This is a genomic window from Rhizobium sp. NXC14, from assembly GCF_002117485.1.
GTDB lineage: Bacteria > Pseudomonadota > Alphaproteobacteria > Rhizobiales > Rhizobiaceae > Rhizobium.
The window spans coordinates 901389-914625 of sequence record NZ_CP021030.1; the positions used below are offsets into that span (position 1 = coordinate 901389).

A 13237-nucleotide genomic window follows, 5' to 3' on the forward strand; every position below is an offset into this window, starting at 1 on the left:
CAACTTGTCATCCGTCTGCCTTACTCCCGCAAAGGCGGCTTTGCCAGCTTTTTCAGCTTCTGCCGAAAAGCCGCTCAATGTCGCTGAGCTTCAATTCGATATAGGTCGGCCGGCCGTGATTGCACTGGCCGGAGCCGGGCGTCACTTCCATTTCCCTCAGCAGCGCGTTCATTTCCTCCGGCCGCAGCCGCCGGCCGGAGCGAACCGATCCATGGCAGGCCATAGTCGCCGCCACATATTCGAGCTTGGCCGACAGGCCCGACGCCGTATCCCATTCTGCAATCTCGTCGGCGAGCTGGCGGATCAGGCCATGGACGTCGACCTCGCCGAGCATGGCCGGCGTTTCGCGCACCGCGATCGCCCCGGGACCGAAGCGCTCGATCGCCAGACCGAGTTCGGCAAACTCTGCCGCATGCAGCATCAGCCGGTCGCAATCCTCTTCCGGAATGTCGACGATCTCGGGGATCAGCAGCACCTGCGAGGCCAGCCGCTTTGAATGCAGCGCCTTGCGCATCGCCTCGAACACCAGCCGCTCATGCGCCGCATGCTGGTCGACGATGACGAGCCCGTCCTCGGTCTGGGCGACAATATAATTGGCGTGGATCTGGGCCCGCGCCGCGCCGAGCGGATAACGCCCGGCCGGTTCAGGCGCAGCAGGCTGTGGCGAAGACTGCGTCTCGGCCCGCGCTGTCGGCATCGAAAGTGCGTCGAAAGCGGCTTGGGATCGTTCGCTGAAACCCGTTGCTGGCTGATAGGGGCGGGAGGGCGAGGTCTCCGCCGACCATGGCGCCTGCGAGCGTTGGGCAAAGGGCTGGAAACCGGGGCGGAAGGCGCGCAGCATATCGCTCGCGCCGGTCGTTGCCGCCCGGCTGCCGTCGCGCGCGAGCGCCTCGCGAATGGCGCCGACGATCAGGCCGCGCACCAGGCCTGGGTCGCGGAACCGCACGTCGGATTTGGCCGGATGCACGTTGACGTCGACGAGGGCCGGATCGAGAGCGATCGACAGCACCGCCACCGGATAGCGCCCGGACGGGATCGTCTCGGCATAGGCGCCGCGGATCGCCGACAGGATCAGCTTGTCCTGCACCGGGCGGCCGTTGACGAAGGCATATTGATGGGCGGAGTTGCCGCGATTGAAGGTCGGCACGCCGGCAAAGCCGGTCAGCGTGATCTCCTCGCGCACGGCGTCGAGCGCAATGGCGTTGTCGCTGAAGTCTTTGCCGAGCACCTGCGCCATGCGCGCCAGATGATCGTCGCCCGTTGCCGGAAATTCGAGCGTCGCACGGTCGGAGCCGGACAGCACGAAGCGCACGGCGGGAAAAGCGATCGCCATGCGTTTGACGATCTCGGTAATCGCACCCGCCTCGGCCTTTTCCGTCTTCAGGAATTTGAGCCGCGCCGGCGTGGCGAAGAACAGGTCGCGGACTTCGACGATCGTGCCGGGATTGGCGGCGGCCGGCCTCAGATGCAAGACCTTGCCGCCGGCAACGGCGATCTCGTGGCCGCCGGCGCTGTCGCGCTTGCGGCTTGCGATGCTGAGCCTCGCCACGGACCCGATCGAAGGCAGTGCCTCGCCGCGGAAGCCGAGCGTTCTAATATCCTCGAGCGTTTCGGAGATCTTCGAGGTGCAGTGGCGCCTGATCGCCAGTTCCAGATCGGCCGCGTCCATGCCGCAGCCGTTATCGCTGACCCGCAGCAGCGCCTTGCCGCCGCCTGCCGTGGCGATCTCGATGCGCGTCGCTCCGGCATCCAGCGCGTTCTCGATCAATTCCTTGGCAGCGCTCGCCGGCCGTTCGATGACTTCGCCGGCGGCGATCTGGTTGATGAGCGTTTCGGAAAGCTGTCTGATGGCCATGAGCTATTTTCGAGGATTCGCGGGCGGGAGGGAAGGGGTTTCCGATCGCTTGGTGGAACTGTGATCCGCGGCTCCCCCGCATTCGGGGATCGGTAGTGTTAAGCCGGTTTTAACAGAAAAATGGCATTTTTAATCACACACCTCCAGAAGCCGCGAAATCGAACAGATGTGGGACGAAATGGAATGAGTGCCGGCTTCGAAAAGGCGGACACATCATCAGAGACCGACGCGACGCTCGCCGGGGCCGATCTGCAGACGGCGCTCTTCGATGCGGTGTGCGACAGCCTTTCGGCAGCGTTCATCATCTACGACAAGAACGATCATCTGATCTTCGCAAGCCGCCAGATTCTCGAATTCTTCCCCTTGCCGCCCGAGATGCTGAAGCCGGGCATCCGGCTGCGCGATTTCCTGGGCGCGATCTACGATACCGGCGTTCGCCAGCAATATGATATCAGGCAGAGCGGCTCGCTGAGCCGCGAGGACTGGCTGTCGCAGCAAATCGCTTCGCATTGGCGCGAGCGCTTCGAATCCGTCGAGCGACATGGCGCCGACAGCTGGGTCCGCTTCGTCAAGCGCAGACTGCCGAGCGGTTACGGCGTCACCGTCGTTTCCGATATCTCCGAGGACAAGAAGCGCGAGGCGCAGTGGCGCTCGGACCTGGAGCGGGTGCAACTCACCGAAGACATTCTCGATAACCTGCCGTTCCCGCTTTTCGTCAAGGATCGCAACCTCACCTATGTTGCGGTGAACCTCGCCTTTTGTGAGAAATATCAGAGGAGCGCCGACGAGGTGCTCGGGCGCAAGAGCGGCGATCTCTTCTCACCTGAGATCGCCAAGCGCTTCGAAGAAAGCGATCGTCACGTGCTGGAAACCGGCGAGATGTCGATCTCCCGCCAGCGGCAGATCTCCCGCGACGGCATCGAGCGCGACATCGTCAGCCGCAAGCATCGCATCGGCAAGCCCGGCCGCTATTTCCTGGTGTCGACCATGCAGGACCTGCCGCGCGACGGCGCCGATCTTGAGGAGTTCGATCGTGCCTCGGCGATCACCGCCTCCGCCAATCAGAGTTATCGCCGCGCTTATGTGCCGGTGCCGAGCGCTGTGGAGCGCCGCGAGCCGGCGGCGATGGAGGCGATCGTTCCGGAGAATTTCTCCGGCCGCAAGATCCTCGTCGTCACCGCCGACCTTGCCGCCGAGGCCGCCGCTCTGCGGACGCTGTCGAAATATGGTTTCGAATCCTGCTCGGTGCGTGGTGAGGATGAAGAGGAACGATTCCTGGAAATCGCCACCTCCTCCGGCATTTCGCTCGATCTCTTGATCATCGACAACCAGATGGGCATGCGCTGCCTCGAGCTTTCCGAGCAATACGGCATCCCGGCGCTCGTCATGGACGGCTTCCAGATCGCCAACGAGCTCACCTTCCAGATCGCCCGCCACTTCAATCGCAACAGCCGCAACAACGGTGCCGGCGCCGATGCGGACTGGGAAATCAGCACGTCCGACGAGATGGTCGGCCTGCAGGTTCTCGTCGCCGAGGACAACGATATCAACCAGATCGTGTTTTCACAGATCCTCGAGGGCCTTGGCTATCGCCATATGATCGCCGCGACCGGCGACGAGGTCGTGCGCCTTTGGGCCGAGCACAGGCCGCAGGTGGTGCTGATGGACATTTCGCTGCCGGGTTTCAACGGCTTCGAGGCCGCGCGCCTCATCCGCCAGATGGAGGAAGCCGGCGGCGCAGCCCGCACCCCGATCATCGGCGTGCTCACGCAGGCCTTCGAGCGCGATCGCGCCGAATGCGCCAAATCAGGAATGGACGACGTCATCATGAAACCCGTCAGCCCCGACATGCTCGAGGCGATATTCCAGAAATACCTGATGGAAGACGCTGCACGGGTCCGAGCGAGCGGATGATACCGGTATCCGGCGGCGCGTGTCGTCAACTCCCCAATTTTGGGGCGAATCAGGCTGCCGACGCCACTGATTTACTAGCGAATTGTTAAGAAATCCCGGTCATTCTTTGCCCGGCTGCGGAGGAAAGCTCGGATTTGGATGATGAGATCGGCGGAAACGGCTTCCTTGGCCGTGAGTCATAATGAGCTTCAAGCGATGGCCTATACCGATCCGCTGACCGGATTGGGAAACCGCAATCGCATGCGCGAAAAGGTCCTGCAGATCTCCGCCGAACGTGCCAGCGATCCGGCCCCTTTCACCATCGGCATCGCCAATCTCGACAGCTTTAAGCCGATCAACGATCTCTTCGGCTCCTCGGCCGGCGATGAGATCCTCTGCCAGGTCGCCCATCGGCTGAGGGCCTGCATTCCGGACGGGGCGCTGGTCACCCGCCACGACGGCGACGAATTCGCCTTCGTGCTGCCGTTGATTTTCGAACGGGCGAGCGCCGAGAAGTTCGGCCAGATGATCCGCGAGGTGTTGTCGGCGCCCTATGATCTCGGCGACCGCAACGTCCGCCTCTCCGCCTCCTTCGGCTTTGCCATCTACCCCTTCGCCGGCGAGGACTGCGAAGAACTGCTAAAGAGCGCCGACACTGCCCTCTATCGCTCCAAGCGCCGCGGTCGCGGCCAGATCACCGTCTATTCGCGGGAAATCGCCCAGGAGATGAAGCGCGCAACACAGCTGGAGCAGGCGCTCAGAAACGCCATCATCTCCGACGCCATCGACGTTCACTTCCAGCCGATCGTCTCGCTCGCCAACAATCAGGTCGTCGGCTTCGAGGCGCTCGCCCGCTGGAACGATCCCGATCTCGGTTTCGTGGCGCCCGGCGTCTTCGTGCCGCTCGCCGAAGAGCGTGGTTTCATCGACGCGCTGTCGGAGGCTCTGCTTCGCAAGGCTGCTGAAGCAGCCTTGTCCTGGCCGCGTGAACTCTTTCTGTCGTTCAATCTCTCTTCGGCGCAGCTGATGGATCCCGGCACGAGCGGCAGCATCCTGTCGATCCTCGGCCGGGTCGGCTTCGATCCGCACCGCCTGGAACTGGAAATCACCGAGACGGCGGTGATGGGTTCGGCCGACACCGCCCACCGCATCATCGCCGATCTGCGTGCAGCCGGCGTTCGCATCTCGCTCGACGACTTCGGCACGGGCCAGTCGAGCCTCGGTCGTCTGCGCGACTTCATCTTCGACAAGATCAAGATCGACCGCGCCTTCGTCTCGCGCATCAATTCCGACCGCGCCTCCGAACACATCATCAAGGCGATCCTTTCCATGTGCGAAGGCCTGGAACTGGAAGTCGTGGCCGAAGGCATCGAGGATTATGCCGAAGCCGTGAAGCTGCGCACGCTCGGCTGCGGCATGGGCCAGGGCTACCATTTCGGCCGCCCGGCCGATGGCATCGCCACGCTGCGCTTCCTGCACGAGAACTATTACGATATGGTGCCCGCCGAGCGCGTCAGCGCATAAGCAATACCAGCAAAAGTGCGCAGCGGTTTTGCGTCCGGGCTTGCGTGAAGCAAAAAGCCGATACCAGCGGACGTGCGCAGCGGTTTTGCGTGGTGAACTGCGTGAAACATGCAAAAAGCAATGGCGCCCCTAGGAGCGCCATCGCCTACGCTGTACTACCGCGCGCGCGGTTTATTTCGGCGTGGTCGAGCCGGTTGCCGTCGTGTCGGTACCGGTTGCGGCCGGGGCCTTCTCTGCAGACTGCATTGCCAATGTCTTGAACTCGGGCGCAGCCTTCAGCGATTCAGCGGTTTCGGTTGTTGTCAGCTTGAGACTGCCGTCCTGAGTGTTCTGGGCGATGGTGATTTTTTCGATCGGAACGGCGACGTCCTTTTCGCCGATGCCGAGGAAGCCGCCCACGCCGACGATCGCAGCAACGATGCCGCCATCTTTCTTCATGATCAGGTCGTTGATGCTACCGATGCTATCATTGTTGGCGTTGTAGACCGACTGACCGATATAAGTGTTAGCGCTGATCTGGTCCGGAGCCTGCTCCGTCAGATAGGTACCCTGAGCTACATCCGTGCTCGGTTTTGCAGCCGGAGCCTGTGCAGCGTCGCCCGCGGGCTTAGTGACATCAGGGGTGACGGGCTTGGGGGCAGCCGGATCGGCCGGCGCTGCCTGATTGGTCGCGGCGGGATCGGCAGGCTGCGGCGCCGTCTGCGAAAATGCCGCCGGTGCGAAAGCCGTGGCAAACAGCGCGCCAGCGGCAACGGTCGTCAAAAGTTTGCGTGTCATTTCGAACCTACTTTCATTTCCCTAGAGTGATCGCTGACCCGGCAATGCATCATCCTTGCCGCGCCGGTTCGAAGGGAAAATGAGTGGTGCGCCGATTGGTTCCGGTTGAAAACACGGAAAATTTCTCGATTATCACGGAACTTTTATTAGCGAACGGCCCCGGAAACGAAAAAGACGCCCACTCGGGAGCGCCTTGCATTGGCCGAACTGCTGTCAGAGCACATAGACGGGATCGAACACCCCCTTGACCTCGATGCCGAGTTCCAGAAGCGCACCGGCGCTCGGCTGGGCCGAACGGGCGTCCTCGTCAAGTCCTTCCCAGGCCGTCGTCACCGCCAGTCGGTCGGCATTGGCGCCGATGAAGGCGGGGCAGGAGGGCTGGACGGCGGGAACCTTGTAGCGCGAGATACGCAAGCCATCGGGATTGTAGCGATCGACGACGCCGGCGCCCCAGCGAGCATTCCAGATATAGCCATCGGCATCCACCACCGAACCGTCAATGTCGCCGGGCTCGTTCATGCTGTCGACGAGCACGATCGGCTCGCCCGAGGGCAGGCCGGTCTGCGGATCGACCATGACGCGCATCAGCCGGTTGATTCGGGAATCCGTGTAGTAGCCGATGGTGCCATCCGGGGAAAAGCAGATCGAATTCGGAATGCTGATGCCGTTGAAGATCTTTGTCACCTTGCCGCCGGCGACATGGTAGATGGCGCCGGCCTGGTTTTCCGCTCGCTTGCTCATGGTGCCGATCCAGAGCGCCCCCGACGGATGGGTGCGGCCATCGTTCGAGCGGTTTTCCGGCCTGTCGTTCTCCAGCGCCGCATAGAAGGTGAGGTTGCCGCTCGCCACATCACGCACGAAAAGCCCTTCCTCCGTCGCGATCAGCTGCCGTCCGGCATCGATGCGGGCCAGCACGCTTGCCATCACGGGCAGCGGATGGACCTTTTTCTCCCCTGTTGCGAGTCTGAGCTCGTGCAGCTCTTTGCCGAGGATGTTGAACCACCAGACGGTATCGCTGTCCGGATCATAGGTCGGACCTTCGCCGAGAACGGAATTGGTGTTGCAAAGGGTCTTGCCTTCGAACTCGTAAATGTCGGTCATACGTTCACGCTCCCATGGCTGCATCATAGGCGTAAATGGTCGCCTTGGCGCGCTCGGCAACCTCTGCCGCAGTCATTCCGGGCTTGTAGAGGCTGGTGCCGAGGCCGAAGGCTGAGATGCCGGCCCTGGTGTAATCGGCGAAATTCTTGTCCGACACGCCGCCGACGGCGGCAATCGTCAGTTCCGGCGGCAGGATCGCGCGGATCGCCGTGATGCCGGAAGGGCCAAGCACGCTCGCCGGGAAGAATTTGAGACCGGTGGCGCCGGCGCGTGCGGCCGCTAAGGCCTCCGTCGGCGTAAAGACGCCCGGCATCGTCACCATACCATATTCGCGCGCCCGGATGATCACGTCCGGTTCGACATTCGGGGTCACCAGCAGCTTGCCGCCGGCCGCATTCAGGTTGTCGACAGCCTCGACCGTCAGCACCGTACCGGCGCCGATCAGCACCTCGGCCGGCGCCATCTTCGCGGCGATCTCGATGGATTTGAACGGCTCCGGCGAATTGAGCGGAATCTCGATGGCCGTCAGGCCGTTTTCGATCAGGGCGCCGACGATGCTCTCGGTCTCGTCGGGCCGGATGCCGCGCAGGATGGCGATCAGCGGGCGCTTCATGTCGGGGAAGGGGATACGGTTCATCGTGTCAGCTTTCTCAATTCGGCCAGATGGCTTCGGCGGCTGCCGATAGGCCGCGGCGCACGGCCGCGTCGGCGTCGATGGCGGTGAAGGCAAGGGAGAGGGTGTTGAAGGCCTGCTCATAGAGCGCCTGCAGGCGTCCGGAGGCGACGAGGGTGATGCCAGTGCCGTTGGCGGCATCCTGCAGCGCGCCGGCAATTTCGAGGCCGATCAGCGTGCCGGAGAGCCGGGCCTGCGCGGCCGCGGCGGAGATCCCGTGCAGCAGCTGGCCCGAACGGGCGGCAAACAGCAGATTGGAGGCAAGTGCGGGACGCGCAAAGGCCGCCGATACGGCCGCTTCGAAGGCAGCCGCATCCGCCGGCTGTTGTTCGGCACCTGCCACGGCATGCGACAGGATCGTGTTTTTGCTGATCACGTCGAAAAGTTCGCCGGTCATGAAAGTCGAAAAGCCGGCGACCTTGCCGTCCGCGACATGCACCCATTTCGAATGCGTGCCGGGCATGCAGACTGCCTGCGCCGCGGAGTTCGCGCGGCCGAGCGAGCCGAGAAGCTGGGTCTCCTCGCCGCGCATGACATCGGGCCTCGCCACATCCCGCTGGGCAAGGCCCGGCAGGATGCGGATGTCACGGCTTTCACCCGGCACGCGGACCGCCGCGGTGAGGATCGAGGCGAGCGGCGCCGGCACGTCGATATAGCCGGCTTCGACCCAGCCCTGCCTTGCACCGGCCATGCCGCAGACGATGACAGGCAGGCCTTCCGGCGCTTCGACAGCGGCGAGATGTCCTGACAGCACGGTGGAAAAGCCGATCTTGGCCGCGCTCGTCATGCCTTCACCGCTGCGGCGTTCGGCAAGGATGCCGCCGTCCCTGTCGATCAGCCAGAGCCGGAAACTGCTGGTGCCCCAGTCCACCGCGACGTAAGCGGGATTAGCCATTACAAAACGCCTCCATCGACGATCAGGGACTGAGCGGTCATCGCAGCCGCGCAGTCGGATGCAAGAAACAGGCAGGGACCGACGATGGCATCCGCCTTGAGCGGGAATTTCAGGCATTGCTGCTCGACCGAGCGGGCGATGCTTTCCTCGGTGAGCCACAGCTGCATCTGCCGTTCGGTGACGACCATGCCGGGCAGAATGCAGTTCACCCGGATATTTTCCGGCCCGAGCCGGCCGGCCATGCTCTTCGTCAGTCCGACGACCGCCGCCTTCGCCGCCGCATAGGAAGGAAAGCCGCCCATGTTCAGCTTGAAGGCGATCGATGACATATTGACGATCGCGCCGCCGCCGGCTGCCCGCATCGACGGCGCCACCGCCTGCGAGGTGAAGAACACATGCCGCAGATTGACCGCCTGATTGTTGTCCCAATAGGCCTCGGTCACCGCGTCGAATTCGTGGCGGTCATCCCACGCTGCATTGTTGACAAGCACGCGGATCGGCCCGGATGTCTGAACGACGACATCGACCGTGCGCCGGATCGCCTCGATGTCGCGCAGGTCGGCATGGTGGAAGAGCACCGGATGCACCGTTTCCCGCGACAGTCTTTCCGCGAGTTCGCTGCCGGCCGTCTCGGCAATGTCGATGAAGGAGACCTTGGCGCCCTGGCGTGCGAAACCTTCGACGATCGCGGCACCGATGCCCGATCCGCCGCCGGTCACGAGCACGGCGCGATCTTTGAACTCGGGAAATTGTGCTGCCACTGCGCTCACCGTTTTCCTCCCTCCCAGATGTTCCATTATTCGGAACTTAATTTGACTATGTGGAATTATCGGATTATGCTGGTCTTCCTGTCAAGGGCGCACGCTCGCCGGCGCGGATCGATTCGATGGCACATAGACAATGACTTCAGGCGACGGCATGGCCCAGGCCCGCGAGACCGGCACCCTCGGCAAATTGATGGTTCTCCTCGATCTCGTCACCCATGCGGATACGCCCCTACGCTTCACCGATATCCTGACGCTCGCCGGCCAGCCGCGCGGCACGCTGCATCGCCAGCTCAGCCACTTGGTGGAGGAGGGGCTGCTGGAGCTCGATGGCGACGGCCGGTATGCGCCGGGCCTGCGCCTGCTCGATTTTGCCGCGCGCAGCTGGGCGCGCAACGAATTTCGTCTGATTGCCGAACCGCATTTGGCCGAACTCCAGCAGGCGACCGGCGAGACGGTGCATCTCGGCGTTCTCAGGGGACAGTCGATCATCTATCTCGACAAGGTCGAAGGCCGCCAGCCGGTGCGCATGTATTCGCAGATCGGCAACGCATCACCATGCTACTGCACCGGCGTCGGCAAGGCCGCCCTGTCGCTGCTGCCGACAGAAAGTCTGGCCGACGTCCTCGCCAGCCTGAGCTTCACCCGGTTTACTGCCGCGACCCATGTCTCGGCTGAAACGCTAGCCGCCGAAATCCGCGAGATCGCCAATCAGGGTTATGCTTTCGACTGCGAGGAGCACGAGGCCGGCATCCGCTGCGTCGCCGCACCCGTCTGGTCGGAGGATCGAACCTTTATCGGCGGCATTTCGATTACCGGGCCGGCCTATCGCTTGTCGATGGAACTTCTGCACCAATGGGCCGTTCCCGTTAAGCTGGCGGCGGGAAAGATCATGGAAGGCATGCGTGTCCGTCTCGGCCCGCGCCGCTGACGGGACAGTCATCTGCCGTACCATTGCTGGACGTGATCTGCGGAGCATGCTTATGACGAGCGCGATATGAGCTTTCAAGCGAATCGGGACAACTGTTGCGCGAAAAATTGCACTCAATCATGGGCCATACGCGGAACGCCGAGTGCCGAGCCCATTTTTGTCCAACCAGAGATCGTAATTTCCTGATACAGTCCAACCAACTGCGGCGGCAGAATTCGCGTGGGATTTCCCGACTGCTGTGTCGAAGATGAAGAAATGTGATGGCACCCTTGTCACAGGCATCCACTGAAGAAGACGATTATATCAACGAAATCGCCGGCCTGAAGACGCAGTTCGATATTTTCCGTTTCTTGAAACGCGTCACGGAAGCCTATCGCAGTCGCGTCTTCATGGTTCTCAACTTGCCGCCGATCACCTCTCTCGACCTGCAGGCCAACACCGTCATCACCAGTTGGCCGGCCGAGCTTCTGGCGCTCTACGACCAGGAAGCGCTGATGGTGAACAGCCCGGTTTTAAGGCGGCTTAGAACATCGACGCGGCCTTTCTTTTACGACATGTCGCGGGAGGCCTGGGCGCGGGACGACGGCAAGTCCGTCCTGGTCACGGGGTTGTTCGAGCGTTTCAGGATGATACGCGGCGCCTATTTCCCAACCCACGAGGCCTCCGGCCTGCGCGGTGCCGTCTCCTTCTCCGGCGACCGCGAACCCTTCAGCGCCGCCGAAATGCGCGAGCTTTGTTATATCGCCATCCATGTCTTTGACAGGCTTGCCGAAATCCGCAACCTCGATACGCGCATGACGGATTCGCTAACCGACCGAGAGATCGACTGCCTCAACTGGACGGCGGCCGGTAAGACCAGCGCCGAGATTGCCGAAATCCTCACGCTGTCGGAGCATACGGTCAATCATTACCTCAACCGCGCCACCAAGAAGCTCGACACGGTCAACCGCACCCAGGCGGTCGCCAAGGCACTGCGGATCGGCCTGATCAAATAAGTCGCAAAGATGGCGGCGCGCCGTGGCCGTCCGCTCAGCGCTTAGGCAGAACCGGGATGTTGCCGCGGCGCTTCTCGGCGCTTTTCCCGATTTTTTCATCTGGCACGCTTTCTGCATCTCCTTTGCCAGAGGTCCAGAGGGGACTTTGATGACCAGCGCCAGGAAATGGCGCGGCCGACACACCGCTGCCCGACGCCGACGCCGCTTCTCTCCCGGCCTTCGGCGTCGGTGGCGGTTGTTGCCTTTTGGCACCGCTTCTTGCGGAGCTGTTTACGATTTCCCCTTCCCGGTCACTTTTCACTGGCCTTTTTTTCGGCTTGCGCTAATTCGCCCCGCATTGCGCCGGTTCTTGGGGAGAGAGACCGTTGCGGCCATCAGGGCGAGAAGCCCGGCGGACTTGATGGCCGCAGCGGATTCGCGGGATCCCCGCCGGCGTTTTCGCAGCCGGCAAATTGATTTTCCTCCCGATGATTTTGTTTGGCGAAGACGTGCGGCTCCACTATCTCTACCGCATGATTTCATCCCTTGGTCGGAATCGGCCGAGGCTAAAATCATGTGCGCGCCTCGAAAGACGCGTGGCGCCGTAGTCTGCGAGAAAAAGCAATGAGGGTGGAATGACCGACGTCACCAAGGAACAGGTTCTCGAAACGCTGAAGACCGTGCGCGGACCGGATCTCGAACACGACATCGTCTCGCTCGGCATGGTCTCCGATGTCTTCATCTCCGACGGCAAGGTCTATTTTTCCATCACCGTTCCGGCCGAACGCGCCAAGGAGCTGGAGCCGATGCGGCTCGCCGCCGAGCGCGTCATCAAGGAGATGCCGGGTGTCAAGGGTGCGCTCGTCACGCTGACGGCGGACAAGAAGGCGGCCGCCGCGGCGCCCGCTGCCCGCCCGGCCCCGAACCCGCCCCACGGTCATGCCGGTCATGATCATGGGAGCCACGCGCATGCGCCGCAGCAACAGCCGCCCCGCGCCGGCAAGATCGGTGTCCCCGGTATCGGCGCCATCATTGCCGTCGCCTCCGGCAAGGGCGGTGTCGGCAAGTCCACCACCGCCGTCAACCTGGCGCTCGGCCTGCTCGCCAACGGTCTCCGGGTCGGCATTCTCGATGCCGATATTTACGGCCCGTCAATGCCGCGGCTCTTGAAGATCTCCGGCCGCCCGACGCAGATCGATGGCCGTATCATCAATCCGATGGAGAATTACGGCCTCAAGGTCATGTCGATGGGTTTCCTCGTCGACGAGGAGACGGCGATGATCTGGCGCGGACCGATGGTCCAGTCTGCCCTGATGCAGATGCTGCGCGAAGTGGCATGGGGCGAGCTCGACGTTCTCGTCGTCGACATGCCGCCCGGCACCGGCGATGCGCAATTGACGATGGCCCAGCAGGTGCCGCTTGCCGGCGCCGTCATCGTTTCCACGCCGCAGGATCTCGCCCTGATCGATGCCCGCAAGGGCCTCAACATGTTCCGCAAGGTCGAGGTGCCGGTTCTCGGCATCGTCGAAAACATGAGCTATTTCATAGCGCCCGACACCGGCACCCGCTACGACATTTTCGGTCATGGCGGCGCCCGCAAGGAGGCCGAGCGCATCGGCGTGCCCTTCCTCGGCGAAGTGCCGCTGACGATGAACATCCGCGAAACGTCCGATGCCGGCACGCCGCTCGTCGCCTCCGATCCGAACGGCGTCGTCGCCGGCATCTATCGCGGCATCGCTGCCAAGGTGTGGCAGCAGCTCGGCGGCCAGCCCCAGCGCGCGGCGCCGGCGATCGTCTTTGAATGACGTCTCTGTTTATGGGCAGGACTTCCGGGCCGGAGCGCATGACAG

The 13237-nt window shown here is 62.8% G+C and carries 11 protein-coding genes; 5 read left to right on the plus strand and 6 right to left on the minus strand.

Annotated features, from left to right (window positions below):
* Positions 1 to 52 precede the first annotated feature (52 nt).
* Positions 53 to 1855, minus strand: coding sequence for a DNA mismatch repair endonuclease MutL (gene mutL / locus NXC14_RS04405; RefSeq protein WP_085777125.1), 1803 nt, complete (start codon positions 1853 to 1855; stop codon positions 53 to 55).
* Between the two features lie 183 nt (positions 1856 to 2038).
* Here mutL and NXC14_RS04410 point away from each other — a divergent pair, with 183 nt between their 5' ends.
* Both NXC14_RS04410 and NXC14_RS04415 read left to right on the plus strand, forming a co-directional pair.
* Positions 2039 to 3769 carry a response regulator gene (locus NXC14_RS04410; protein ID WP_085777126.1) on the plus strand — a complete coding sequence of 577 codons (1731 nt, stop codon included), beginning with the start codon at positions 2039 to 2041 and terminating at the stop codon, positions 3767 to 3769.
* A gap of 138 nt (positions 3770 to 3907) precedes the next feature.
* Entirely contained in the window at positions 3908 to 5272 is a 1365-nt protein-coding gene (locus NXC14_RS04415) for an EAL domain-containing protein (protein WP_085777127.1), read from the plus strand.
* Positions 5273 to 5443: 171 nt separating this feature from the next.
* On the opposite strand, the gene NXC14_RS04420 is transcribed toward NXC14_RS04415, so the two are convergent.
* The 5 genes from NXC14_RS04420 to NXC14_RS04440 all read right to left on the minus strand — a co-directional run bounded on the left by NXC14_RS04420 (position 5444) and on the right by NXC14_RS04440 (position 9515).
* The gene (locus NXC14_RS04420; RefSeq protein WP_085777128.1) at positions 5444 to 6049 is read right to left on the minus strand and encodes a PRC-barrel domain-containing protein; all 606 of its coding nucleotides are present in this window, start codon (positions 6047 to 6049) and stop codon (positions 5444 to 5446) included.
* A gap of 213 nt (positions 6050 to 6262) precedes the next feature.
* The gene (locus tag NXC14_RS04425; protein WP_085777129.1) at positions 6263 to 7150 is read right to left on the minus strand and encodes an SMP-30/gluconolactonase/LRE family protein; all 888 of its coding nucleotides are present in this window, start codon (positions 7148 to 7150) and stop codon (positions 6263 to 6265) included.
* A 4-nt stretch (positions 7151 to 7154) separates the two neighbouring features.
* A complete protein-coding gene (locus NXC14_RS04430) occupies positions 7155 to 7787 on the minus strand; it encodes a 2-dehydro-3-deoxy-6-phosphogalactonate aldolase (protein WP_085777130.1) in 633 nt (210 codons plus the stop codon).
* A 13-nt stretch (positions 7788 to 7800) separates the two neighbouring features.
* The gene (locus NXC14_RS04435; protein ID WP_085777131.1) at positions 7801 to 8718 is read right to left on the minus strand and encodes a 2-dehydro-3-deoxygalactonokinase; all 918 of its coding nucleotides are present in this window, start codon (positions 8716 to 8718) and stop codon (positions 7801 to 7803) included.
* The gene (locus NXC14_RS04440) at positions 8718 to 9515 is read right to left on the minus strand and encodes an SDR family oxidoreductase (protein WP_085777132.1); all 798 of its coding nucleotides are present in this window, start codon (positions 9513 to 9515) and stop codon (positions 8718 to 8720) included. Before NXC14_RS04440 ends, NXC14_RS04435 begins: the two co-directional genes overlap by 1 nt.
* A 103-nt stretch (positions 9516 to 9618) precedes the next feature.
* On the opposite strand from NXC14_RS04440, the gene NXC14_RS04445 reads away from it, so the two are divergent.
* From NXC14_RS04445 to NXC14_RS04455, 3 genes are all read left to right on the plus strand, one after another.
* Entirely contained in the window at positions 9619 to 10413 is a 795-nt protein-coding gene (locus tag NXC14_RS04445) for an IclR family transcriptional regulator (RefSeq protein ID WP_085777133.1), read from the plus strand.
* A 260-nt stretch (positions 10414 to 10673) separates the two neighbouring features.
* On the plus strand, positions 10674 to 11408 hold the full coding sequence (locus NXC14_RS04450; RefSeq protein ID WP_085777134.1) for a LuxR family transcriptional regulator: 735 nt from the start codon (positions 10674 to 10676) through the stop codon (positions 11406 to 11408).
* A 614-nt stretch (positions 11409 to 12022) separates the two neighbouring features.
* On the plus strand, positions 12023 to 13192 hold the full coding sequence (locus NXC14_RS04455; RefSeq protein WP_085777135.1) for an Mrp/NBP35 family ATP-binding protein: 1170 nt from the start codon (positions 12023 to 12025) through the stop codon (positions 13190 to 13192).
* The last annotated feature ends 45 nt before the right edge of the window (positions 13193 to 13237 follow it).

Bases quoted from the DNA above. Each gene is read 5' to 3' on its own strand.
- NXC14_RS04450 (WP_085777134.1), top strand. From the start codon at position 10,674: ATGGCACCCTTGTCACAGGCATCCACTGAAGAAGACGATTATATCAAC.
- NXC14_RS04440 (WP_085777132.1), bottom strand. From the start codon at position 9,515: ATGGAACATCTGGGAGGGAGGAAAACGGTGAGCGCAGTGGCAGCACAA.
- mutL (WP_085777125.1), bottom strand. From the start codon at position 1,855: ATGGCCATCAGACAGCTTTCCGAAACGCTCATCAACCAGATCGCCGCC.
- NXC14_RS04425 (WP_085777129.1), bottom strand. From the start codon at position 7,150: ATGACCGACATTTACGAGTTCGAAGGCAAGACCCTTTGCAACACCAAT.
- NXC14_RS04435 (WP_085777131.1), bottom strand. From the start codon at position 8,718: ATGGCTAATCCCGCTTACGTCGCGGTGGACTGGGGCACCAGCAGTTTC.
- NXC14_RS04445 (WP_085777133.1), top strand. From the start codon at position 9,619: ATGACTTCAGGCGACGGCATGGCCCAGGCCCGCGAGACCGGCACCCTC.
- NXC14_RS04410 (WP_085777126.1), top strand. From the start codon at position 2,039: ATGAGTGCCGGCTTCGAAAAGGCGGACACATCATCAGAGACCGACGCG.
- NXC14_RS04430 (WP_085777130.1), bottom strand. From the start codon at position 7,787: ATGAACCGTATCCCCTTCCCCGACATGAAGCGCCCGCTGATCGCCATC.
- NXC14_RS04420 (WP_085777128.1), bottom strand. From the start codon at position 6,049: ATGACACGCAAACTTTTGACGACCGTTGCCGCTGGCGCGCTGTTTGCC.
- NXC14_RS04455 (WP_085777135.1), top strand. From the start codon at position 12,023: ATGACCGACGTCACCAAGGAACAGGTTCTCGAAACGCTGAAGACCGTG.
- NXC14_RS04415 (WP_085777127.1), top strand. From the start codon at position 3,908: ATGATGAGATCGGCGGAAACGGCTTCCTTGGCCGTGAGTCATAATGAG.